Here is a 22,624-nt window from a genome sequence, read left to right as displayed (position 1 = left end):
TGAAAATGTGGTAGGTGTGACCTGATGCATCGCAGGGGGAGGGCAGTGCCCTTCTGCGCTAATTGTGCAGACTCAACAACAACAGCAGGTGGCGTGGAAGACTGGTGTGCTGATTGCTGCGCCTGTTGGCGTGACTATGTTTGCGCGCGCGAACATGCCTGGCACAGGCGCGTTGCCTATGCAATCTTTAACATGTTGCTGCTGCAAGTGGGGCATATAATTAAGTCGGGCTTGGTCAGGCTTTGTTGTGCTTTATAGGGCTTATCTGAAGCGACGGAAATTCAGAATGAGAATGTAGCATAGATATGCACATATGACCAAACGAAGTGCTCAATTGATAATAATTGACTGAGAAGTAAAGCATCACAAACATGATAAACAGTCAGGTTCCGGAATCCAGATGAACTACAAAGATGTCAGCGAAGAGAATTACCGTTCTCAATATACAAAACAGGACCGGGCACAGGTACGTCGGGTGGTACGCATCATGCTGTGGGCATTTTTGCCATTGGCACTGGTGGATGTGTTGTTTCATGATATAGGCTGGCCACTGGCTGGCCTGTTATTGCTGCGCGTCGCTGTGCTGGCTTATTCGATATGGCTGATCAGGCAATATGCGAAGGTGGAAAATGTGCCGGTACTGGACCGCTATGCCCTGCACTGGATAGTGATGGTATTGCTGACGCAGTTCATCAGCAATGCCTGCCTGCCGCGTGAATATTTCGGGCATTACATGGTGGATGCCTGGTTGATACTGATGGCTTTTATTTCCTTGCCGCTGGCTTTGACCCAGTTACGCACGCCGCTGTTTGCATTTGCGGCAGCGTCCTGTTTCTTGTTACTGTATAAGCAGGCCAGCACGTTTTCCCAGGCTGCCAGTGTGGTGTTGATGTTGCCTGCCGTTGCCATTACCGGCCATGCAATTGCAGCCTATGTACACAGGTACAGAAGAAAACTGCTGAGTGCAGAACAGGAACTGGAAAGACAGGCAAACACGGACCCGGTCACCGGCGTAGCCAACTGGCGTGAGTTCATGCGTGTTTCCGATGCAGAGCTGCAGCGCCATACACGCCTGGGCAAGCAGTTATCGGTGCTGGTGCTGGATTTGAATGATTTTAAACATATCAATGACACCCATGGACCACAGGTAGGAGATGTCATCCTGGTCGAAGTAAGCCGGCGTGTCAAACGGGCGATGCGCTCTTATGACTGCATCGCCCGCTATAGCGGTGAAGAATTCTGTGTGTTGCTGCCAGAAGCATCGGCAGAGGATGCCGACAAGATTGCTGACCGCGCCCGCGCTACCGTGGTAGCCATGCCTATTGCCGTATCCGGCAAAGAAATGAAGATCAGCGCTTCGGTACGTACGGCAACCTTGCGTGAAGGCGATACCGCACTCAGCCTGATGCGCAGAGCCGGTGAGGCATTGGTCAGGCACGAGCGGGAAGCAAGACAAACTGGTAATCTTGAGGCTGTATCCGCATGAGTTTTGATGCCCACGTGGGCATGCATAATCAGCGATCAGTTATCAATGAGGGCAGGTGAAAAATGAGTTTTTATGGTGTAACCGATTTGTGGACATATGTGCTGGGGGCTTTGGGTATAGTCTTGTTGCCAGGACCGAATTCTATCTATGTGCTGGCAGTTGCTACTGCACGCGGCGTGCGTGAGGGCTATAAAGGGGCCATGGGTATTTTTGTTGGTGACAGTGTGCTGTTGATGCTGACAGCTCTGGGCGCTGCCAGTATTTTACGTACCTACCCGGCCCTGTTCCTGATGGTTAAATATGCAGGTGCGGCTTATCTGGCGTGGGTGGGTATCAATCTGATCTGGGCGGCTGTTCAAAAGTGGCGCAACAAAACCGTAATGGTGACTGAAACACAGGCGGTTGCGGTGAATATGCAAAACCCGTTCAAGCGAGCGCTGGTGATCAGTTTGCTGAATCCCAAGGCGATCTTGTTCCTGTTGTCCTTCTTTGTGCAATTCATCGATCCGAATTACCCGACACCGGCGATTCCCTTCCTTATCCTCAGTGCGGTGGTGATGGTGTTCAGTTCATTGTATTTGTCGGTATTGATTTTTGTGGGCGCACGCCTGGCACGCGGCTTTAGCCAGCGCCGCCGTCTGTCGGCCAGCCTGTCCAGTGGCGTAGGTGGCCTGTTTGTCTGGTTTGGGGTCAAGCTGGCGAACGCCAGCCTGCATTGACACGTAATTCTTCACAATCGCCACAATCGTCACAAGAGAGCCGCCATTAAGTTGCATCAGCGTGCTTCTCGTTTCAAGAATTCCCACACACCGGTGTCAGACATCGCAGCGATGTTGATGCGCATCCTGGTGGACGGTAGCTGGTTGGGTGAAAACAGGCTGCCCGGAGCCAGCAAATAGCCTTGCTCCATGGCTTTTTCGGTCAGTTTGTTGGTGTCGCAGCCGGTTTCTGTCCACAAGAACATGCCTGCCGGCGTGCGGTAATCGATCTTCATGCCCAGTTGCTCAAGACGCTTGGTGATGTCGTCACGCACACCATCGAGTTTGACGCGTATGCGGTCGACATGCTTGCGGTAATGTCCTTCCGACAGGATCTTGTAGACCACCCTTTCACCAATTTCGGTAGTGGTCAGGGTGGACAGCATTTTACGGTCAGCCAGGCGTATCGCCAGTTCTGGCGAGGTGGCGATGAAGCCTACCCGCAGATTTGCCGCCAGTGTCTTGGAAAAACCTCCCAGGTAGATCACCCTGTGCAACTGATCCAGTGCAGCGATACGGGTGGCGGCCTGTACGGCCGGGCCCGGGTGCATGTCGCAATACACATCGTCTTCGACGACGATGAAATCATGTTCTTCGGCAGTTTTCAATACCTGGAAAGCCTTGGCAGCGGACAAGGAAGTCGAGGTCGGGTTATGCAAAACCGAGTTGATGATATACAGCCTGGGTTTGTGCAAGGCCGCCAGTTCTGCCAGTTTTGCCACGTCCGGACCATCATGCAGGCGCGGTATGCCTATCACTTTGGTGCCAAGAATGGCGAAAGAGCCAAACATCAAAAACCAGGCAGGATCATCGACAAAGATGGTGTCGCCGGGCTGGGTAAATTCACGTGCGACCAGGTCCAGCGCCTGGGTAACGCCACTGGTCATGACGATCTGTTCGGGTGATGCAGCAATTTCCAGTTCAGCCAGTTTCAGTTGCAACTGCTGACGCAACGGCAAAAAACCTTGTGGGGTGCCGTAATGCAATAACAAGTTCTGGTTCAGGCGGCTGATGGCGCGCAGGCCGTTGGCGACCAGTTCGCCATCAAGCCAGTCGTGTGGCAAGACCCCTGATCCTGGCATTTTTTGTGGCGGCAATTGACGGAACATATTGCGTACCAGCCACACCACATCCAGATTCTGGGTAGGGAGAATGGCCTGTGCTGTGCTAGGCACATTGTTAAGCATGGACGCCCGCTCACGTACAAAAAAACCTGCACCACGTCGCGACTCCAGGTAACCCTTGGCCACCAGCCTGTCATAGGCTTCCACCACGGTAAAGCGCGATACCGCCTGTTCATCAGCAAACTGGCGTATCGACGGCATGCGTGCCCCCGTGCGCAACAGTTTGTCGTCTATGCGGGTTGCCACCGCATTGACGATTTGTTCTACCAGTGAACCGCCAGAGTCGCGGGAGATATAAAAGGTGGGTGTCAGCATGCCATGTCTCCGTGCTGTAATGGATAAAGAGCCATTACAGTATGAATATTATTGGTTGTAGTGTATTGGTACTGTATTGGTTTTTGCGTTTAGGATAGCACAACACCAAAGCAAAAAACGGAGAATCATGATGGACGAGACACTTACATTCAGCCAGCACACATTGCAGCCCCTTGCTTTATTGGCGGCTTGATATGGCGATACATACTTTCATGGCATTTGCCCTGTTCGCCCTGGTTTCTTCGATCACACCAGGCCCCAATAACCTGATGTTACTGGCTTCTGGTGTCAATTTCGGTTTTCGTGCCACTTTGCCACATATGATGGGCATCAATCTGGGTTTTATGGTGCTGGTACTGGCCGTAGGTGTGGGCCTGGCTGGCCTGTTTGCAGTTTTTCCATGGTTGTATGTTGTCTTGAAATGGGGCGGCGCAGCTTACCTGCTGTACCTGGCCTGGAATATCGCCAATGCCGGTTCGTTGGAAAACAAGACCCAGGATGGCACGCATAAAGCCAGTCCCATGAGTTTCATGAGTGCGGCTGCGTTTCAATGGATCAATCCCAAAGCCTGGATCATGGCTCTCGGTGCTTTTAGCACTTATATTCCGGCCTCGAGTGGTTTTTGGGTGGTCGCCCTGGCGGCAGCTGTGTTTGCCCTGATCAATTTACCCAGTATCAGTCTGTGGGTGCTGTTTGGTGCCAAAGTCAGGCATTTACTGAAGGTGGAACGGAATCTGCGCATCTTTAACTATGGCATGGCCTTGCTGCTGGTTTTGTCGCTGTACCCTATGCTGGTGACTTCATGATGCATAACAACTTATTTATTGAACGGACAGGTTCGCCATGGTGATACAGGAAAACAAGGGCATGGTACTGGGCCTGGTCGGTGTCATCATCTTCAGCCTGACCCTGCCATTTACCCGTATGGCAGTGGCAGAATTGAACCCGGTATTTGTCGCGCTTGGGCGCGCCGTGGTGGCGGCCTGTTGTTCCGGCATATTGTTGTGGATGCAGGGCGGCAAGTGGCCACAGCGCGCGCAAATGAAACCCTTGCTGATCACAGCGCTGGGCGTGGTAGTGGGTTTTCCCCTGTTCAGTTCCATTGCCATGGCACATGTGCCGGCTTCACATGGGGCTATCGTGCTGGGCATCTTGCCACTGGCAACGGCCTTGTTTGCAGCGCTGCGTTTCAATGAAAAACCTTCCATGGGGTTTTGGCTGATGGCATTGCTGGGTAGTGGCCTGGTGATCGTGTTTGCCCTGATGCAAGGGGGCGGCTCTTTCCAGATGGCTGACCTGGCCTTGTTTGTGGCCGTGATCGCCGCTGCCATGGGTTATGCCGAAGGCGGGCGCCTGTCACAAAGCATGGGTGGGCAACAGGTGATTTCCTGGGCCTTGCTGCTGGCGATGCCGGTATTGTTGCCAATTACCTTGTGGCTGGGCTGGCATTATGGCATTCAGGCGTCGGGCCGGGCCTGGGCCGGGTTTGCCTATGTATCCGTGTTTTCCATGTTCATCGGTTTTTTCTTTTGGTACAAGGCGCTGGCGCTGGGCGGGATTGCCCGTGTCGGGCAAGTGCAATTACTGCAACCCTTTTTGAGCCTGCTGGGTGCGGCTGTGATACTGGGCGAAACCCTGAGCGGCAGAGAAATCCTGTTTGCGCTGGCGGTGATTGTGGTGGTGGGCTTTGGTCGGCGCATGAATATCCGTCGCTGAAACGGTCTGGAAAAAAGCCATGACCGAATTTAATCTGCCTCCAGCGCTAGCATTAGGGGTGTTAATCGGGGTGGCAGGGGCTTACAATAGAGGTCTAATAAAGAAGACTTCCGATATTCCTGAACTGGTGAGCGAGGCCCTTCATTTTGCAGAAACAGGTTTTTTGCAAAAAATAATAATTTAAACTTAATTTAATCAAGTGGGCCAGTGAGGGCTGTCCGACTTTTTTCTGGAAAAAACACATGTCATTTTATGCAAAGCTTCAAGCACTGAACATTGAACTGCCAGCAGTAGCAACTCCGGCTGCGGCTTATGTGATGTATGCACAAACCGGAAATACGGTTTTCCTCTCTGGCCACATTGCCAAAAAAGACGGCAAGCCATGGGTAGGTCAACTTGGCAAAAATATTACTACTGAAGAAGGCAAACTGGCGGCACGTGCCGTGGCGATTGACCTGATCGCTACGTTGCAGGCTGCTTGCGGCGGCGACCTGAACCGCGTCAAACGCATCGTCAAAGTCATGAGCCTGGTGAATTCCACGCCTGACTATATTGAGCAGCACCTGGTGACCAATGGTGCATCCGAACTGATAGGCGAAATTTTTGGCGAACAGGGCAAGCATGCCCGTTCAGCATTTGGTGTGGCGCAAATCCCTATGGGTGCTTGCGTGGAAATCGAATTGATCGCCGAAATCGCTTAAATTTTATAAAACGATAACCTGCCTGTGATGGCAATCCTTATACAGTGAGACCAGCATGAAACTTGAGAATCCCAGCCCGATAGATTGGAAATTTTCCCAACGTGCAGAGCAGTTGCAAAGCTCGGCCATTCGCGAAATTCTGAAAGTGACCATGCGTCCTGAAGTTATTTCCTTCGCTGGTGGATTGCCATCGCCTGAAACTTTCCCGGTAGAGCGCATGCGCGCCGCCTTTGACAAGGTATTGTCACAACAGGGCAAATCGGCCCTGCAATACGGCCCTACCGATGGATATGCACCGCTGCGCGAATTCCTGGCAGATTCCTTGTCTACCAGTGACTCCAAAATATTGCCAGATCAATTGCTGATGGTATCTGGCTCGCAACAGGGGCTGGACCTGCTAGGCAAAGTACTGGTCGATGAGGGCAGCAAGGTTCTGGTGGAAACGCCCAGCTATCTGGGCGCCTTGCAGGCATTTTCTGTATATCGTCCTGAATTTGAATCGGTGGATACTGACGAGCATGGTGTCGTACCGGCATCTGTCGCCGCCAAGGGTGAAGGCGCACGCCTCATGTATGCCTTGCCGAATTTTCAAAACCCTACCGGTCGTACGCTGTCTGTAGAGCGTCGCTTCGAACTGGTTGAAACCTGCGCCCGCATGGGCATACCGCTGATCGAAGACAATCCTTACGGTGATCTTTGCTATAGCGGTGAACCCTTGCCCAAGATGCTGAACATGAATTCGGGTGGCGTAATCTATATGGGTTCTTTCTCCAAGGTACTGACACCAGGCATACGTCTTGGCTATGTAGTCGGGCCTGCACCGCTGATACGCAAGCTGGAACAAGCAAAGCAGGCAGCCGATCTGCATACGGCGCAACTGACGCAGATGGTGGTGTATGAAGTCATCAAGGATGGTTTCCTGACCGAGCATATTCCCACCATCCGTACTTTGTATGCCAAACAATGCAATGCCATGCTGGAAGCCATGAGCAAATATTTCCCGGAAGGCGTGCAATGGACCAGGCCAGAAGGCGGCATGTTCATCTGGGTGACCCTGCCTGCGCATATGGATAGCAAACAATTGCTGGATGAAGCGATACAGCAAAACGTGGCCTTTGTTCCTGGTGGCCCTTTCTATGCCAATAACCCAGCCCCGAATACCTTCCGTCTGTCTTTCGTGACGGTATCGCCAGAGCGCATCAATCAGGGTGTGGAAATACTGGGCAAGCTGATCAAGGCAAAGCTGTAAGCGTTTTGAGTATCCTTTTTGAAGACCCGCCGCCCGGCGGGTTTTTTTATGCCTTCCAGACATTTCTTCAAAAACGATCTAATATGGAACTGTCAACTATTGTGAGTTAGGTCATCAAATTTCCCTTATCGACGTTATAAGTAATATGTTTCGCAAAGCGATACAATTTTTGATTAATTAAGGAGCTTTACATGAACAAGAAAGTGCTGATAGCCAGCCTGATGTTGACCGTAGTGACTGGCGCATTTGCGCAAAATCCTGCTGCCAGGCAACGTTATGCTGAGGACAGCAAACGTGCTTCTGTCCGCTATAACGATGATAAAAAATTGTGCGCAGACGCATCTACTTCATCTGCCAGAATGCAATGCCTGCGCGACGCCAGGGCGGAATACAATGCAGCACTGGCCCAGGCCAAACAAAACATGAACAAGCCGCTTCCTGTACCTGCTGCTGCCAGGGTAGAACCGATTTGCCCTGAGTGCGGCAAAGTGGTGGCAGTAGAGATGGCCGAGAAGGAAGGTGAGGGTGGTGCACTGGGTGTGATTGCTGGTGGCGTTGCCGGTGCTTTGCTGGGTAATCAGGTAGGCGGTGGTACCGGACGTGATCTGGCTACTATTGCCGGTGCAGCAGGCGGTGCCCTGGCTGGCCACAAAATCGAGCAGAAAGTAAAAACCACCAAGATCTGGAATGTCACTGTGGTGTTCGAAGGTGGCAACAAACAAACCTATAGCTTTGAACATGACCCTGGCATGATGTCCGGTGATCTGGTGAGAAGCAACGGCAACAGTATCGCCAGACGTTAAGTCGGTTTGTCCTGTCTTTGTTTTGCCGTGCAACGTATGCATGGGCTGCATGGAGCAGGGTGAAATTGACCGGCAAACGTCGGTCAATTATTTTCTTTTTGGAAACCGTTCCTTAAGCACAACTACTTTCTTGCCAAGCCTAATTCCAGCAGTTAGACTTAAACATCTATTCCCCCCATTCTTGCTGAGAAGGTTGTGCTATGAAGCGGTATTCTTGCAAAGCTATTCCTTCCAATAGTGCTGTGTGGCAACTGGCTTGCTGGATGATACTGGCAGCACTGATGGTTGTTGGCTTTCCCGTCCACGCCAATGAATCCTGCAAGAGTTTGCTGGCAACCGGCAATCCTGAATATCCTCCTTATCTGTGGCGTGACCCTGAAGATGAAAATCGTCTGATGGGTGCCAATGCTGAATGGATACAACTGCTGTCCAAGGAAATCGGCGTAGCCATTGATGTGAAATATGTCGGCCCCTGGGGGCGGGTGCAGGAAGAAGCGAAGCTGGGTCGCGTCGATTTGCTGGCTGGTGCTTTTTTTACCCAGCCACGGCTGGAATACATGGATTATTTTTATCCGGCTTTTCGTGAAACCCGTACCGTGATCTGGACGCGCAGCAATTTCAATCTGCCCTACAAAAAATGGGCTGATCTGGCTGGCAAACAAGGTGTGACAGTGATCAATAACAGCTTTGGTGAAGAGTTTGATCGCTATGCCAAGGAATCGCTGAAAATTTCCATGGTGCCCAGTCTGGAACAAGCCTTGAAGATGGTGAGCCTGTCGCGTGCTGATTATCTGATTTATGAAGAAGATCCTGGCCTGGCCTATGTAGCCAAGCTGAATATCACGGGACTGAAAACCGTCTCGCCGCCCATCACGAATGAAAATCTGTATTTGACCCTGTCGCATAAATCGCCCTGCAATACACCGGAAATGCGCGGGCGGATTGCCAAGGCTGTATACAAACTGGATAAACAGAACGTGATGAATAAATTGATTGCGTCGAATATACAGTTATGGCGCAAGCAGCAATCGAAGTAACTGCCGCTTACGACAGGTAATCCATTGCGAACGCTTTCACTCCGACAAATTCTTATTCTTGGCGTTGTAGTTGGTATCGTGTTGCCAGCGACCGTGCTGGGACGTTTTCTGGTGCAAGACCGTTACGAACGCGAGTTGCAGTTACGCGTCCGCAATCCCATGTCGCAATATGCTGACATGCTGTCCCGGGCCATGGCAGTGCCGGTCTGGACGCTGGATAAAGCTGTTGCCAATCAATTTATCCAGGCCGTCATGCGCAACCCCGAAGTGGTGAGCGTTGAAGTATTTGACGAATCCAAATCCATCTTTGCACGCAGCGCCAAATTCAAAAAAGCTGACGCCAAATTCCTGCATGAGGAAAGACCCATCTTGCTGGAAACCAAGGTGATCGGCACGGTCATGTTGGAACTGACCACGGAACACATAGAAAAAGAATTGTGGGCCGACTTCCTCAAGCTGGGGCTGGCCTTGCTGGTGCAGGTGATATTTTCTTTCATCCTGATCTGGTTGCTGTTTGAGCGCCGCATCGTCAGGCCGATACAGGAGTTGCAACTGGCAACGGGCCGTCTGGCGCGTGGCAAGCTGGATCAGCCGCTGGAATGGCTGCGTCAGGATGAAATCGGCAACCTGGCGCAGGGGTTGGATAAAATGCGCCTGAACCTGGGGCGTCTGATTACTGAACGCGAAGCGCAAAACATTGTCCTGCAACAGGAATTGAACGAGCGCCTGCGTGCCGAACAGGCATTGAAGATTACCGAAGAAAAATTTATCGGCATCTTCCAGGCATCCCCGGTTGCCATGACTGTCTTGCGCAAGTCACAGCACTACAACATGATTGACGTTAATGATGCCTGGGTCAGGCAGTTTTTATGGTCACATGATGAAATCCTGGGCGATACCGACACCCAGAAAGCACTGTGGCGCAGTGAAAATGATTTCTTTGAAATTTTGCGTATCGTTGAGCGCGATGGCGAAATTCATGATTACGAAGCCTGGCTGACTTGCGGGCGGCAAGAAAAAATTATTCTTTGCCAGGTATCGGGACGCATGATACGGCTGGGAAATGAACCGCTGATTATTCTGGTGCAGGAAGACATTACCGAAAAGCGCCAGAATGAGCAGGAAATCCGTAACATGAACACCACGCTGGAAAGACGGGTATCAGAACGAACCCAGGCACTGGAAGTGGCAAACAGTGAATTGACGGTGGTGCTGGAAAACCTGCAACGCGCCCAGCGCGAGCTTTTGCGTACTGAAAAAATGGCGGCACTGGGTTCGCTGGTGGCAGGTATTGCGCATGAACTGAATACGCCTATCGGCACCAGTGTCACCGTGGCCAGTACGCTGGCGCAACACACCGATGATGTCTTGCTGGAATTTGACAAGGGCATGCGTCGCTCGGTGCTGGAAGAATATCTGAAAAATGCCAAGACTGGCGCGGATCTGCTGTTGCGCAATTTGAGCAAGGCATCGGAACTGGTGATCAGCTTCAAGCAGGTGGCAGTAGACCGTACCAGCGCCAACCGTCGCGTGTTTGCCCTGGATGAAATGCTGTCCGAACTGATCGTCACGCTGGGTCCGACCATACGCAAGACACGCCACGATATCATCCTTAAAGTGCCGCCTAAACTGATGATGGATAGCTATCCCGGACCTTTGGGGCAGGTGCTCACGAACCTGATCAACAATGCCTTCATCCATGCATTTGAAGGGGATTATCGCGGTACGGTGTCGATCATGGCACGGGTGGTCGATGAAGAATTTGCAGAAATTGTAGTCAGTGACAATGGCAAGGGTGTACCGGAAGTCAATCTTGGTCGTATTTTTGACCCTTTCTTTACCACCCGGCTGGGGCAGGGTGGGAGCGGCCTGGGCTTGAATATTGTCTATAACCTGGTCAATGAAGTCTTGTGCGGTAATATTCTCGTAGAAAGCGAATTGAACAAGGGAACCAGCTTCAAAATCACTTTACCGCTGGCGCCCAAGCTCAATGATGATGATGTGCAAGTCAGTGCTGAATGAAAACCGGCCAAAGGTAGTTCAGTAGTTCGCCAGCCCGCTAGCGTGGTAGTGGCTACATCTGATAAAGTCGCGTCATGACAAAATTAAGCTTAGATAAAATCTTGCAGTCGCAAGGATTTGGAACCCGGAAATACTGTCGCGATCTGGTGGAAGATGGCGAAGTAAGCGTGAATGGCGAAGTGGTACGCAGTACCAAGATGAGCTTTGAAACCGCTGGCCTGCAATTCCATATCTTTGATGAAGACTGGGAATACCGTGAGCGCGTGTATATCGTGCTCAATAAACCATCGAATTTCGAATGTTCGCGCAAACCCAGCCATCACCCTGGCGTGTTGACGCTGCTGCCAGAACAATTCAGCTGGCGTGATGTGCAGCCGGTAGGGCGTCTGGATCATGACACGACTGGCATGTTGCTGATGTCGGATGATGGTCCCTTTATTCACGCACAATCTTCACCCAAGCGACATGTGCCCAAGGTGTATCAGGCAACCACGGCAGAGCCAGTGACAGACGAACTGGTCAGTTTGTTGCTGCAAGGGGTTAAACTGCATGATGAACCTGCCCCGCTGGCAGCGGTGCATTGCCAGAAGCTGGATGAATACCTGATAGAAATTGTGCTGGAACAGGGCAAATACCACCAGGTCAAGCGCATGCTGGCCGCTGCTGGCAACCATTGCGCCGCCCTGCAGCGCACTGCCATAGGCAAGCTGACGCTGGCCTCGCTGGATATCGCGGAAGGTGAATGGTGTTACCTGACGCCCGCACAACTGGGCTTACTGGTACCATAAGGACAATAATTTCAAATTACTGTAGATGGTTTGCTTGTAGATTGTTGGTTTTAGACATGAAATTGGGAAGCAGAACTGCTATGTAGCAGGTATCGCTTCCATGAATTGAATAAAAGGAACACACATGCCAGTCATTGCCATTGTCAATCCCAAGGGTGGGGTAGGAAAAAGCACGGTCGCTACCAATCTGGCAGGTTATTTTGCTGCGCAGGGGCACAAGGTGATGCTGGGCGATACCGATGTACAGCAATCATCGCGTACCTGGCTGTCTTTGCGCCCGGGCAATTTGCCTGTCATCCATCCCTGGGACATCGCTGACGGTAAAGTGTTGAAACCGCCGAAAGGGACGACCCATGTGGTACTGGATACGCCAGCTGGTCTGAAGGGTAATCGACTGGAAGCCGTATTGAAGCTGGCAGACAAGGTGATCGTTCCTTTGCAGGCATCGATATTTGATATTCTGGCAACCGAGGATTTTTTGAAATCCCTCTCCAAAATGAAGCTGAACAGCCAGATCGGCATCCTGGGCATGCGTGTGAATACCCGTAGCCGCGCGGCCGATCAGTTGGGCCATTACGTTGGTCAACTGGGTTTGCCAGTGCTGGGGTTTTTGCGTGATACCCAGAACTATGTACAACTGGCTGCCCATGGCGCCACCCTTTGGGACGTCGCTCCTTCTCGTGTCGAGAAAGACTTGCCGCAGTGGGAAGAAGTATTGAAGTGGCTTAAAAACAGCTAGCCCCCTAGGCCAGACTTCCCTCAACTGGTATGACAATTTCGTGAAATTTGGAAAAACTTCCCGATTTACTCCCCTGTATTTGCCGTAGATCACTATAATGCCGCTTGCTTGAAGAGAAGGCAAAATTCTCTTTTGTGATCAAAGACTTACGGCATGCACCTTACTATTTTTGAAACTCCCATCATTAATGCGATCATGCGCTATCTGTCTCTCATGGGCTTGCGCCTGGCGGGATGGCGGGTTGAGGGTATAGTCCCGGCAGAGCAGAAATATGTATTGATTGCGGCACCACATACCAGTAACTGGGATTTTCCAGTCACTCTGGCGGTCTGTTTTGCCTTGCGCCTGCGGGTGTACTGGATGGGCAAATCCAGCCTGTTTCCACCTGTCATAGGCGGCATCATGCGCTGGCTGGGGGGCATTGCTGTGGACCGCAGCAAATCCGGTAACCTCGTACAGGGCACGGTAGATGCCTTCAATGAAAATCCACGTTTGACAGTGATCGTGCCGCCAGAAGGAACCCGTGGCAAGGTGACACACTGGAAAACCGGGTTTTATTACATTGCCCTTGGCGCAGGTGTACCCATTGCATTGGGTTACCTCGATTTCAAACGTAAAGCCGGTGGTATAGGCAAGATGTTTGTACCAACCGGGGATATCGCTGCCGACATGGCGGAGATTCAGCAGTTCTATTGCGGTATTTCTGGCAAGAACCCACAGCAGTTTGATAGCCAGACTATTCAGACTGGCAACAAGGATCAAAACAGGGATCAAAACAGGAATTAGGCGGCACTGGCCATGTCAGTACATGGCCAGTGCTTTATTGGTGGTGGTTACCGCCAGGCCAGATCATTACCGGCGGTTGGGGCTTTAAGGTTCCTGGCCCAGGGCTTTTTTACCGGTTTCTGCCGTGGCAGGTGTCACTGTAGTCGGTTTGCTGCTGTTGCCTTGCGCTGTCAGCAGCCAGCTCATGGGGTTCAGAATAAAGCGCTTGGTCACTGCCGCACATTTTTCATGCGCGCACAGCCAGACGATAGCCATTGATACCAGTGCCGAGATCAGCAAGGCCAGTCCATGGTCCAGCTTGAAGATATGGCGCAATACGCCTGATTCTTGCAGGATGATCAAGGCCATGCCATGCCACACGAGTACATAAATCGAACGCTGGCCGATGCCGGCCAGGCGCAAATTCTTTTGCGCTAGCAAATACAGGACAGACAGGCCAATCACTGTCGACAAGGCATATTGCAGCAGTTGATAAGCAGAGCCAGCCAGCGTCGCCATTTCCAGCCTGTGCAGGGAATAGCTGCCATAAAACCAGCGATAATCGAAATCGCTTTTCAGCATGAAAGAACCGATCAGGGCTGCCAGTACCACCACGGCGCTGAAGATCAGTTTTTCTTTTTTCTTGTCTGCCAGTCCACGCTGACCCAACTGCCAGCCCAATAAGAAATACGGGAAGAAGACCAGAGTTCTCGAAACGCCAAGGAAATAACCTGCATGTTCGGAATAACTGGCGACCAAAGACAGCGCCAGCGCCAGCATGACCGGGAATTGTATGCGCGCAAACAGCGGCAATAACAGACGCCAGCACAGCAGGCTCAGCAGATACCATAGCATCCAGTAAGGTGCCACCAGATTGGCATAGACGCTGACGCTGCCCTTGAGGGCAAATTCTGTCAGTTCATAAATGATTTCAAAGGCCAGCAGGGGCGCAAGTACGCCAGAAATCAACTGGCTTGAACTTTTCTCATTCCATTGTGCTTTGGAAAACATGCCGGACATAAGGGCGAACATCGGCATGTGGAAGGAGTAGACAAAAATCCAGATGGAACGCAAGACATGATCTTCACCGACATATATTTCTATCAGATGGCCAAAAACCACCAGAAATATCAAAACAGCTTTGATATTGTCTATGCTGGAATTTCGGTCGGAAAGTGCGGTGGAGGTTGACATGCGATTAATACAAATGCTTGAAATGTCGCCATGATAGCGAAATCAGCTGGTGTTTTATACCCTTAGTTTGTAACGAAACTTGATCATAAATTGTTGTACATCATTTTTTTGGACAAAATTACTGTCCCGGTTTTATCAAGCGGTCACTTAATTTAAGTAAAATACAGGGAACTTAAGCTGGTTTATCTTCTCAAAAAAGTTTCCTTGTGGAAAATTATGTAATGACCAAACACATGATGTTTGCTAGATAAGGTAGGTATGCCGAAAGACAGGTCAAAGGCGAGCTTGTTAAGTGAGCAATTGGATTTTGAATCCATTGATGGCGAATCCAGGGCGCCAGAGCGCGGTACGCTGGAATTTGAGCTGGAGCCACCGGCAACTGCCAAGCCTGCAGTATCTGCTGCGCAAAGGCCTGCTACAGCTGGCAAGCGGCCGGCAGCATCCACTGCGTCCAAAAAGCCTGCACTGGAAAGAAAGCCCGTCAAAGCAGCAAAAGTTGCTGAACCTGATCATTTTGGCCGTTATGCTGCGCTGATTATTCTGTGTGGATTTGCTATTTTATTGGCAATTTTCTTTTACTTTCGCACGATACATGGCAACGCCGCCGGACTGGCCTATATCGAACTGCCGCAACAGGTGGCGTATGTGGATGGGCAGGTAGTGCGTATGAAAGTGACTATACAGGTGAGAGAGGACGACAAGGACTGGCTATATGAAAACAAAAAGACCCTTGCCACCTATTACCAGATTGAGCTGGCCAAGGTGAATCCTGATGACCTGCATTCAGAAGCAGGATTTGAATTGGTCAGGGCGCAATTGAAGGAAGGTTTGAACAAGGGTTTGCAAACCGACAAAGTCGAATCGGTATTGATTAATGAGCTGCTCATGCAAAATCGTGATCCTGAATAACCAGAACGCATCTCACCCCTATTTGTGAAATGGTGAAATGAGTTCTGGTTACAGCTTCAAAAAAGCCCGGACAGTCTTCAATGACTGTCCGGGCTTTTTGTTTTCTAAAACCTGCCTGCCGGGATATCGGTACCGCAGTGCAGCGTCAATGCAGTATCAATAAGCTCAGGCAGTGACTGACAGACCCTGAGTCTGATCTTGCGGAGGAACCGCGTAGGCGCGCAGTAGTTGCAGGGCTTTCTTGAAAATCGCCGCATCACTGGTGCTGCTGGTACTGTCCGTGCTGGAACTTGCTGTCGTACCGCTGGTGCCCGAGGTCGCACTGGTACCCGTACTATCGCTGCTGGTGGATGTTCCAGAAGACGCGCTGGTGCTGGTCGTGCTGGCGGTAGCGCTTGTACTTGTGCTTGTGCCTGTGCTTGTGGTGCCGCTGGCAGATGCTGTCTTTTCAAGATAGGCAATCGATTCTTGTAAGCTGACTTTGCCATCCTGATTGGTATCGGCTGCCTCAAAGTTCTGGGCCACTTGCGTCAGGGCTGCGCCCGCACTGCTATTGCTTTCGCCGACTTTCGAGGCAAGATCTGTCAACTGGGTTTTATCCAGACCGCCATCTTCACCCTGACCACCGCCATCAGGTGGAGGTGGCGGACGTGCGCCGCTGGTACGACGTGCGTTGAACTGGGTTTCCAGTTCATCACTTAATTTCTTGATGCCGCTACTGAATTCATCCTTGGTGACCTTGCCATCGCCATCACTGTCCAGCTTTTTGAACAGATCATTGACGGTCGAGGAATTGGACGTACTGCTGGTGCCGGTACTGGCCGTGCTGCTGGTTGCACTGGTCGTGCTGGATGATGTGCCAGAAATATTGCCAAATGCTGTTTCCAGATCCGATATTTCCAGGTAACCCTGGTTTTTCGTATCCAGCTTGGAAAATACACTGTCCGCTAATTTTGCCGGATCGCCGCGCCCGTGTCTCTGAACACCGCTGCTGGCCTGGGAATAATAATTGCTGCTGCCACTTACGCCACTTACGCTTGTCATCGCATCCTCCTGGAAGTCTAACCACTATCAGTCAGATGCCAGTGTGTCAGTTGGATGTTGCCTGCTTGTGTCGGCTTTGTATCGGTGCTGATACAAAATCGGGGTAAATGTAAAGATACGTAGTGAGGATATGTAGTCTGTTACAAAAAAATTGACCTTAACAATTTACCCTCTATAAGTTAACCCCAATAAGTTGCCCCTAATGACGTGGCAGATGTAACTCTGCTATCAGGCCAGTGCCTTCCTTGCGATTGCTGAGTATCAGTGAACCACGGTGCCGTCTGGCTATTTCCCTGGCGATACTCAGGCCCAGGCCAACGCCGCCGCTATTTTTATTGCGTGACGTAGCGAGGCGAACAAAGGGTGAAAATACGTTTTCCAGTTCCTGTTCCGGAATGCCTGGCCCTTGGTCGCTAATGCGGATTAACAGTTCTGTTTCACTGTCTTGCAGGCAGATGTCGGCGGACTTACCGTAAAAAATGGCATTTTCCAGCAAATTGCATAGGCAGCGCCTGAGCTCATTTGGCAGTGCCGATAACGGGTTGGCCGTACCCTGCATACTGACGGCCTTACCTTCATCCTGCATATTGTCGACTATGGCAGCGACCAGGGAACTGACATCCAGCATTTGCAGGGTTTCTTCACTGCCGCGCAGATATTCCAGCGTGGCATCCAGCATCAGGCGCATTTCTTCCACGTCCTGCAAGAGTTTTTCGCCATTGCCATCTTCATGTATCTGGGCAATCCGCAATTTCATGCGGGTCAGCGGCGTCCGCAGGTCATGGGAAACCGCTACCAGAAAGCGCTCCCTTTCTTCCATTTGCTGATACAGGCGTTGTTGCATCTGATTAAATACCAGTGCACTTTGTCTGGCTTCTTCCGGGCCGGTCTCAGGTATAAGTGTGGGTTTTTTCGCATCTCCCAGTGTACTGGCAGCGGCAGCCAGGTCCTGCATGGGGCGAGCCAGGCTGCGCGAGCCTATCCATGCGGCGATGGCCAGCACCAGCAATTGCAACAGCATACTTAGCGTAAAGCCCATCAAAGGACCGCCCAGCAAACCAGGCTCAGGATGGTGGTGCAAATGCGGTCCGGGCGGGGGTGGCGGTCGGTGATCACCCAAAAATACAAACATCAATATGAAGGTGGCGATATGGCTGACCACAACGGCGGCCATGGCCAGACCAAACAGGCGGCTGAAGATGGTATCGCGCATCAGCCGTTTCATTTAATGCTGGCGCTGAACATATAGCCTTCGCCGCGTATGGTTTTCAGCATACTTGGATGGCGTGGATCATCCCCCAGTTTCTGGCGTAATCTGGAGACCAGCAAGTCTATGCTGCGGTCAAATACTTCGCTGGATTTATTGCGGGCAATGTCGAGCAGTTGATCCCGGCTGAGTACCTGGCCGGGGCGGTGGATAAAGGCATGCAGCAGGCGAAATTCGGCATTCGACAGCGGGATGACCAGTTTGTCAGGGTTGCGTAACTGGCGGCTTGCGAGATGCAGGGTCCAGGATGCAAAACGCAATTCCGTTTGCTGGTTTTCAGTTGCTTCATGGACTGATCTTGCTGTTGCGTTGCAACGCCTGACCACGCTTTGTATGCGCGCCACCAGTTCACGGGCATCCAGCGGTTTGATCAGATAGTCGTCGGCACCAGATTCCAGCCCCAGTATCTTGTCGGCGAATTCGCCTCTTGCCGTCAGCATGATGACCGGTGTTGTCGCATGGCGGCGCAACTTGCGCAATAAAGTCAGGCCATCATCACCGGGCAACATCAGATCGAGCAAAATGACATCAAAGTCGCGCGCCTGCATGGCCGTCTGCATCGCCACACCATCCTGTACGGCGACACAGTGGATATCGAATTTTCCCAGGTAATTGCTCAATAACTGGCCTATCTCAGCATCATCATCAACCAGCAATACCTGGAGATGCCCTGTGTTCAGTGACAAATCACAGCTCCTTGACGAACCTGAGTAATTTGTCCAGTGCATGAACCACGGTTTGCTCACGCACAGCCTGACGGTCACCAGAAAAAACCAGCCTTTCCGTATGCGTGATGCCGCCGACATGCCAGCCAAAACAGATGGTGCCAACGGGTTTGCCTGGTACTGCACCGGTAGGGCCGGCAATGCCGGTGGTGGAAAGTGAAATATGTGCTTCTGAATTGGCGATGGCCCCTTGTGCCATGGCTGCGGCGATTTCCTCGCTGACGGCACCATGCTGTGCAATCAAGGCCGCAGGAATATCGAGTAACTCAGTCTTCGATGAATTGGAATAAGTGACGAAACCACAGTCAAACCATTCTGAAGAACCGGCAATTTCTGTAATCGCGTGAGCGACACCACCGCCCGTACATGATTCGGCAATGGTGAGTATCAGTTTTCTGGTTTTGAGTTCTTCACCGACTTGTGCTGCGAGTTCAAGTGCATTTTTCATGATTTGTCTCCTGTCTGGTTACTAAGGCATGACGTCTACAAACTTACTTTACCACCATGTCTGGCCGGAAGTGAAGCAAAGACCGCATCGGGTTTGTAAATCTTCCGGAATCGCTGAAGCAGAGCAGGGGCGTTCACCCGTGTTCGTTTTATGGATGGGCGCGGGGCAAGATGAATGAAAATTTCCGGAATTTGCACCATACGCATAACAAATCACCCGCATAAGCGTTGCATCCAATTGTGGCTTATGTTTAAAACACTGCCTATATCAAAAAAAGCATTTCTGAAAAACGCATATCAGAGTATGATTTTTTATAGCAATAATTAATGCTCTTGCATTATTGGAATACATTCATGGCTGTTCATGAAATGCGTTCCAGGCAATTTGCTGACTGGCGTATCAATTTCCAGACATAAAAAGAGAGACGTGTGGTAGCTGTCCCCTCATCTAAAGGAGATGCCCTATGAAAATCGAGACACTGTTCCAGCAACAAAATGCTTTACCTTCCATTCCCAAGGTTGTGCAGGAAGTGATAGACAGTTTTAATAACGATGACGTGTCTATCGACGAAATTGCCAGGAAACTCTCGGCAGACCAGGTACTCAGTGCCAAACTGTTGCGTCTGGCAAATTCATCCTACTACCATGCATCAAGAACGGTGGGTTCTGTCGATGATGCCGTATTGATGCTGGGCTTTATGACAGTACGTACGCTGGTGGTCAGTAGTGGCCTGACCAGTGGTTTCAAATCCATGCCGGGTGTCGATCTCAAACAATTCTGGCGTTACAGCCTGCATACTGCGGTGGTGGCAAAATGGCTGGCAAAAAAAGCCCATGCCAATTCAGACTTTGCCTTTACCGTTGGATTGATGCATGCCATCGGGCAATTGGTCATGCATGCCGGTATGCCTGAGCAAATGCTACAGATCGATAAAATAGCTGGCCCACTTGATGTCCGCAGGCCAGACGTGGAACGCACCTCTTTTGGATACGATTTCTTTGATGTTGGTGCCGAGTTGTCCAAGCGCTGGCGTTTCCCGGACAGTTTTGCGACGGCCATCAAGGCTTGCGCCGAACCCTTGCAGCAGACTACGTTTGATCAGATTGGCGCTGTGGTGCATGTGGCAGCCTGGTGTGCTCGTGGCGAGGAAAATCATTATTCCAAAGAAGAGCAGGAAGCTACCTTCCCTGTTGAAGTAGCGCAGAAGCTTGGCCTCAAACCCGAAGTGGTCACCGTTGACATGCCACCTTTGAGTGAATTGAGCGCCGGACTGGACGATTTGCTGGGTTAATCCGACAAGAAAGACTCAGGCAGGGCAGATGACCAGACTGGCATCTGCCCTGTTTGATTTATTGAGCTTGTCTGCCCTGTATATCCGTTGCCATCGCTTCGGCAACACGGATGCCATCCACGGCAGCCGATAAAATCCCGCCTGCATAACCCGCACCTTCACCTGCCGGGAACAAGCCCCGTGTGTTCAGGCTCTGCAAATCACCATCATTGCGCTTGATGCGTATCGGGGATGAAGTTCTTGTTTCTACGCCCGTTAGTATCCCGTCTTTCATGGCAAAGCCCTTGATCTTCTTGTCAAATTCTGGAATGGCTTCGCGCATGGCCTGTATGGCGAAGTCGGGCAAAGCTTCTGCCAGGTCGCACAAGGTGATGCCCGGTTTGTAGGACGGTTCCACACTGCCAATTTCAGTTGAAGCGCGCGCCGCCAGAAAATCACCTATCAACTGGCCAGGGGCATTGTAATTACCACCGCCCATGGCATACGCCTTTTCTTCCAGCTTCCTTTGCAAGTCAATGCCAGCCAATGGGTCGCCAGGATAATCTGCCGGCGTAATGCCGACCACGATGGCGCTGTTGGCATTGCGCTCATTGCGTGAATATTGACTCATGCCATTCGTCACTACACGGCCTGGCTCGGACGTGGCTGCCACGACAGTGCCGCCCGGGCACATGCAAAAGCTGTAGACCGAGCGGCCATTCTTTGCATGGTGGACCAGCTTGTAATCGGCAGCTCCCAGAATCTCATTGCCGGCATTCGGTCCAAATCGCGCCTTGTCGATCACGGATTGCGGGTGTTCAATACGAAAGCCTATGGAAAATGGTTTGGCTTCGACATAGATGCCGCGCTCTGCCACCATCTTGAAGGTGTCCCTGGCGCTATGGCCTATGGCCAGTGCCACATGTGATGTCGCGATATATTCGCTGTCGTTCAGGCGCACGCCTTGGACTTTGCCATCCACCACATCAATATCCGTCACTTTTTGCTGGAAACGTATTTCCCCACCCAAAGCTTCTATAGTGTGGCGCATCTCCTCTATCATCTTGACCAGGCGGAAGGTGCCTATGTGCGGTTTGCTGACATACAGAATTTCTTCCGGCGCACCCGCCTTGACGAATTCAGCCAGCACCTTGCGGCCATAATGTTTCGGGTCTTTGATCTGGCTATACAACTTGCCGTCAGAAAAAGTACCTGCACCGCCTTCACCAAACTGCACATTCGATTCCGGGTGCAGTTCACGCTTGCGCCACAGACCCCAGGTATCCTTGGTGCGTTCCCTGACCGGTTTTCCACGTTCGAGTACGATAGGACGAAATCCCATTTCCGCAAGCAGCAGTGCCACAAACAGACCACAGGGGCCAAACCCGATGACTACCGGGCGTTGAAATGGTGTGTCACCAGCACGTGTGACGTATTTGTATTCTGTATCCGGGGTTGGGGACAGGCGCGGACGATTCTTGTGACGGCGCAGTAACTCTTCATCCTGCGTAGTGATGACATCGATTGTATATGTAAGAATGATCGCGGTTTTTTTACGTGCATCATAACCACGGCGAAAAATGGAAAAACTGACAAGCTCCTTGTCATCGATACTCAGTTCAGCCAATACGGCGGCCCTCAGTTCTGCGTCGGTATGATCCAGCGGGAGTTGTAAATCGGTAATGCGCAACATAAATTCGGTCCGGATAACACTAAGCGCCCATTGCTCTTATATAGCAGTGGGCTGGTTTAATGATTTGATGAATCCCGTATTTTAACCGCATGTGACAGGGGCATCAGGATTTCCTTGAGAGGAAACTACCATGGCAAAAAACCAAAGCATAGTAGGGTGTGCCGTGCGCACCGTTTCATTACGTATATATAAGACGCCCGATCAAACCCAAAGAGCCGGTGCGCGGAGCGCACCCTACAAACCGCCACCCCAACGCCAGCCTGCCAAAAAACAATCTAAATAATTCCCGCAAAGCACTTGCAAAGTGGGGGAAGAGTTTGCTATAGTTCGCCTCCCGCTGAAGAGCGGGGAGAAGTGAAGCAAAGTAAAGCTGGCGAAATGAGCGATGGAAGTTATTGCGGAATAAGTCAGTAGCTGTGAATGCCGTGCAACAGTTTAAGTAGCTCGAAAGAGCGAAGAGAAACGAAATGAGTTGCAGGTGTTGACAGTGGGAATAAAGTGCTTCATAATCTCGTTTCTCTGCTGCTGACGCACACAACGCTGCGACGCAAAACTGGGTAAATAAGTAACC

General features: G+C 51.3%; 23 protein-coding genes. 15 read left to right on the top strand and 8 right to left on the bottom strand.

Annotated features, from left to right (window positions below):
* The first annotated feature begins 400 nt into the window (after positions 1–400).
* Positions 401–1,486, top strand: coding sequence for a GGDEF domain-containing protein (locus H8L32_RS14550; protein WP_186947980.1), 1,086 nt, complete (start codon positions 401–403; stop codon positions 1,484–1,486).
* Positions 1,487–1,548: 62 nt separating this feature from the next.
* On the top strand, positions 1,549–2,205 hold the full coding sequence (leuE, locus tag H8L32_RS14545; protein WP_186947979.1) for a leucine efflux protein LeuE: 657 nt from the start codon (positions 1,549–1,551) through the stop codon (positions 2,203–2,205).
* Positions 2,206–2,261: 56 nt separating this feature from the next.
* On the opposite strand, the gene H8L32_RS14540 is transcribed toward leuE, so the two are convergent.
* Positions 2,262–3,683, bottom strand: coding sequence for an aminotransferase-like domain-containing protein (locus H8L32_RS14540; RefSeq protein WP_186947978.1), 1,422 nt, complete (start codon positions 3,681–3,683; stop codon positions 2,262–2,264).
* A gap of 194 nt (positions 3,684–3,877) precedes the next feature.
* On the opposite strand from H8L32_RS14540, the gene H8L32_RS14535 reads away from it, so the two are divergent.
* The 11 genes from H8L32_RS14535 to H8L32_RS14485 all read left to right on the top strand — a co-directional run bounded on the left by H8L32_RS14535 (position 3,878) and on the right by H8L32_RS14485 (position 13,524).
* The gene (locus tag H8L32_RS14535) at positions 3,878–4,489 is read left to right on the top strand and encodes a LysE family translocator (protein WP_186947977.1); all 612 of its coding nucleotides are present in this window, start codon (positions 3,878–3,880) and stop codon (positions 4,487–4,489) included.
* Between the two features lie 37 nt (positions 4,490–4,526).
* Complete coding sequence (locus H8L32_RS14530; protein WP_230412222.1) at positions 4,527–5,399, top strand: DMT family transporter; 873 nt, start codon at positions 4,527–4,529, stop codon at positions 5,397–5,399.
* A gap of 19 nt (positions 5,400–5,418) precedes the next feature.
* Complete coding sequence (locus H8L32_RS14525) at positions 5,419–5,583, top strand: hypothetical protein (RefSeq protein ID WP_186947976.1); 165 nt, start codon at positions 5,419–5,421, stop codon at positions 5,581–5,583.
* Positions 5,584–5,641: 58 nt separating this feature from the next.
* Positions 5,642–6,100, top strand: coding sequence for a RidA family protein (locus H8L32_RS14520; protein WP_186947975.1), 459 nt, complete (start codon positions 5,642–5,644; stop codon positions 6,098–6,100).
* Between the two features lie 55 nt (positions 6,101–6,155).
* Entirely contained in the window at positions 6,156–7,349 is a 1,194-nt protein-coding gene (locus H8L32_RS14515; protein WP_186947974.1) for an aminotransferase-like domain-containing protein, read from the top strand.
* Positions 7,350–7,540: 191 nt separating this feature from the next.
* Positions 7,541–8,152 carry an outer membrane lipoprotein gene (locus H8L32_RS14510; RefSeq protein WP_186947973.1) on the top strand — a complete coding sequence of 204 codons (612 nt, stop codon included), beginning with the start codon at positions 7,541–7,543 and terminating at the stop codon, positions 8,150–8,152.
* Positions 8,153–8,352: 200 nt separating this feature from the next.
* The gene (locus H8L32_RS14505) at positions 8,353–9,189 is read left to right on the top strand and encodes a substrate-binding periplasmic protein (RefSeq protein WP_222619365.1); all 837 of its coding nucleotides are present in this window, start codon (positions 8,353–8,355) and stop codon (positions 9,187–9,189) included.
* 78 nt (positions 9,190–9,267) lie between these two features.
* Complete coding sequence (locus H8L32_RS14500) at positions 9,268–11,211, top strand: ATP-binding protein (RefSeq protein ID WP_186947972.1); 1,944 nt, start codon at positions 9,268–9,270, stop codon at positions 11,209–11,211.
* Positions 11,212–11,285: 74 nt separating this feature from the next.
* The gene (locus H8L32_RS14495; protein ID WP_186947971.1) at positions 11,286–11,999 is read left to right on the top strand and encodes a pseudouridine synthase; all 714 of its coding nucleotides are present in this window, start codon (positions 11,286–11,288) and stop codon (positions 11,997–11,999) included.
* Between the two features lie 124 nt (positions 12,000–12,123).
* A complete protein-coding gene (locus H8L32_RS14490) occupies positions 12,124–12,738 on the top strand; it encodes a ParA family protein (protein ID WP_186947970.1) in 615 nt (204 codons plus the stop codon).
* Positions 12,739–12,891: 153 nt separating this feature from the next.
* A complete protein-coding gene (locus tag H8L32_RS14485) occupies positions 12,892–13,524 on the top strand; it encodes a lysophospholipid acyltransferase family protein (protein ID WP_186947969.1) in 633 nt (210 codons plus the stop codon).
* An 84-nt stretch (positions 13,525–13,608) separates the two neighbouring features.
* On the opposite strand, the gene H8L32_RS14480 is transcribed toward H8L32_RS14485, so the two are convergent.
* The gene (locus H8L32_RS14480; RefSeq protein WP_186947968.1) at positions 13,609–14,697 is read right to left on the bottom strand and encodes an acyltransferase family protein; all 1,089 of its coding nucleotides are present in this window, start codon (positions 14,695–14,697) and stop codon (positions 13,609–13,611) included.
* A gap of 300 nt (positions 14,698–14,997) precedes the next feature.
* Here H8L32_RS14480 and H8L32_RS14475 point away from each other — a divergent pair, with 300 nt between their 5' ends.
* Entirely contained in the window at positions 14,998–15,606 is a 609-nt protein-coding gene (locus tag H8L32_RS14475; RefSeq protein WP_186947967.1) for a flagellar basal body-associated FliL family protein, read from the top strand.
* Between the two features lie 165 nt (positions 15,607–15,771).
* On the opposite strand, the gene H8L32_RS14470 is transcribed toward H8L32_RS14475, so the two are convergent.
* From H8L32_RS14470 to H8L32_RS14455, 4 genes are all read right to left on the bottom strand, one after another.
* Positions 15,772–16,650 carry an EF-hand domain-containing protein gene (locus H8L32_RS14470; RefSeq protein WP_186947966.1) on the bottom strand — a complete coding sequence of 293 codons (879 nt, stop codon included), beginning with the start codon at positions 16,648–16,650 and terminating at the stop codon, positions 15,772–15,774.
* Between the two features lie 199 nt (positions 16,651–16,849).
* Positions 16,850–17,863: an ATP-binding protein gene (locus H8L32_RS14465; RefSeq protein ID WP_222619364.1), complete on the bottom strand. Its 1,014-nt coding sequence runs from the start codon at positions 17,861–17,863 to the stop codon at positions 16,850–16,852.
* Positions 17,864–17,871: 8 nt separating this feature from the next.
* Entirely contained in the window at positions 17,872–18,603 is a 732-nt protein-coding gene (locus H8L32_RS14460) for a response regulator (RefSeq protein ID WP_230412221.1), read from the bottom strand.
* Between the two features lies 1 nt (position 18,604).
* A complete protein-coding gene (locus H8L32_RS14455) occupies positions 18,605–19,090 on the bottom strand; it encodes a CinA family protein (protein ID WP_186947963.1) in 486 nt (161 codons plus the stop codon).
* 463 nt (positions 19,091–19,553) lie between these two features.
* Here H8L32_RS14455 and H8L32_RS14450 point away from each other — a divergent pair, with 463 nt between their 5' ends.
* Positions 19,554–20,381, top strand: coding sequence for an HDOD domain-containing protein (locus tag H8L32_RS14450; protein ID WP_186947962.1), 828 nt, complete (start codon positions 19,554–19,556; stop codon positions 20,379–20,381).
* A gap of 58 nt (positions 20,382–20,439) precedes the next feature.
* On the opposite strand, the gene H8L32_RS14445 is transcribed toward H8L32_RS14450, so the two are convergent.
* Positions 20,440–22,053: an NAD(P)/FAD-dependent oxidoreductase gene (locus H8L32_RS14445; RefSeq protein WP_186947961.1), complete on the bottom strand. Its 1,614-nt coding sequence runs from the start codon at positions 22,051–22,053 to the stop codon at positions 20,440–20,442.
* Between the two features lie 178 nt (positions 22,054–22,231).
* On the bottom strand, positions 22,232–22,624 hold a 393-nt coding region (locus tag H8L32_RS27590; protein WP_222619363.1), incomplete at its 5' end, for a hypothetical protein.

The organism is Undibacterium hunanense (genome assembly GCF_014284335.1).
Taxonomy (GTDB): Bacteria; Pseudomonadota; Gammaproteobacteria; order Burkholderiales; family Burkholderiaceae_D; genus Undibacterium; species Undibacterium hunanense.
The sequence above is the reverse complement of the archived record's forward strand: the minus strand, read 5'-3'. Positions and strand labels throughout refer to the sequence as shown.

What these genes read in the sequence shown, in the direction of transcription:
- H8L32_RS14550 (WP_186947980.1), top strand. Translation starts at nt 401, where the DNA reads ATGAACTACAAAGATGTCAGCGAAGAGAATTACCGTTCTCAATATACA.
- leuE (WP_186947979.1), top strand. Translation starts at nt 1,549, where the DNA reads ATGAGTTTTTATGGTGTAACCGATTTGTGGACATATGTGCTGGGGGCT.
- H8L32_RS14540 (WP_186947978.1), bottom strand. Translation starts at nt 3,683, where the DNA reads ATGCTGACACCCACCTTTTATATCTCCCGCGACTCTGGCGGTTCACTG.
- H8L32_RS14535 (WP_186947977.1), top strand. Translation starts at nt 3,878, where the DNA reads ATGGCGATACATACTTTCATGGCATTTGCCCTGTTCGCCCTGGTTTCT.
- H8L32_RS14530 (WP_230412222.1), top strand. Translation starts at nt 4,527, where the DNA reads ATGGTGATACAGGAAAACAAGGGCATGGTACTGGGCCTGGTCGGTGTC.
- H8L32_RS14525 (WP_186947976.1), top strand. Translation starts at nt 5,419, where the DNA reads ATGACCGAATTTAATCTGCCTCCAGCGCTAGCATTAGGGGTGTTAATC.
- H8L32_RS14520 (WP_186947975.1), top strand. Translation starts at nt 5,642, where the DNA reads ATGTCATTTTATGCAAAGCTTCAAGCACTGAACATTGAACTGCCAGCA.
- H8L32_RS14515 (WP_186947974.1), top strand. Translation starts at nt 6,156, where the DNA reads ATGAAACTTGAGAATCCCAGCCCGATAGATTGGAAATTTTCCCAACGT.
- H8L32_RS14510 (WP_186947973.1), top strand. Translation starts at nt 7,541, where the DNA reads ATGAACAAGAAAGTGCTGATAGCCAGCCTGATGTTGACCGTAGTGACT.
- H8L32_RS14505 (WP_222619365.1), top strand. Translation starts at nt 8,353, where the DNA reads ATGAAGCGGTATTCTTGCAAAGCTATTCCTTCCAATAGTGCTGTGTGG.
- H8L32_RS14495 (WP_186947971.1), top strand. Translation starts at nt 11,286, where the DNA reads ATGACAAAATTAAGCTTAGATAAAATCTTGCAGTCGCAAGGATTTGGA.
- H8L32_RS14490 (WP_186947970.1), top strand. Translation starts at nt 12,124, where the DNA reads ATGCCAGTCATTGCCATTGTCAATCCCAAGGGTGGGGTAGGAAAAAGC.
- H8L32_RS14485 (WP_186947969.1), top strand. Translation starts at nt 12,892, where the DNA reads ATGCACCTTACTATTTTTGAAACTCCCATCATTAATGCGATCATGCGC.
- H8L32_RS14480 (WP_186947968.1), bottom strand. Translation starts at nt 14,697, where the DNA reads ATGTCAACCTCCACCGCACTTTCCGACCGAAATTCCAGCATAGACAAT.
- H8L32_RS14470 (WP_186947966.1), bottom strand. Translation starts at nt 16,650, where the DNA reads ATGACAAGCGTAAGTGGCGTAAGTGGCAGCAGCAATTATTATTCCCAG.
- H8L32_RS14465 (WP_222619364.1), bottom strand. Translation starts at nt 17,863, where the DNA reads ATGCGCGATACCATCTTCAGCCGCCTGTTTGGTCTGGCCATGGCCGCC.
- H8L32_RS14455 (WP_186947963.1), bottom strand. Translation starts at nt 19,090, where the DNA reads ATGAAAAATGCACTTGAACTCGCAGCACAAGTCGGTGAAGAACTCAAA.
- H8L32_RS14450 (WP_186947962.1), top strand. Translation starts at nt 19,554, where the DNA reads ATGAAAATCGAGACACTGTTCCAGCAACAAAATGCTTTACCTTCCATT.
- H8L32_RS14445 (WP_186947961.1), bottom strand. Translation starts at nt 22,053, where the DNA reads ATGTTGCGCATTACCGATTTACAACTCCCGCTGGATCATACCGACGCA.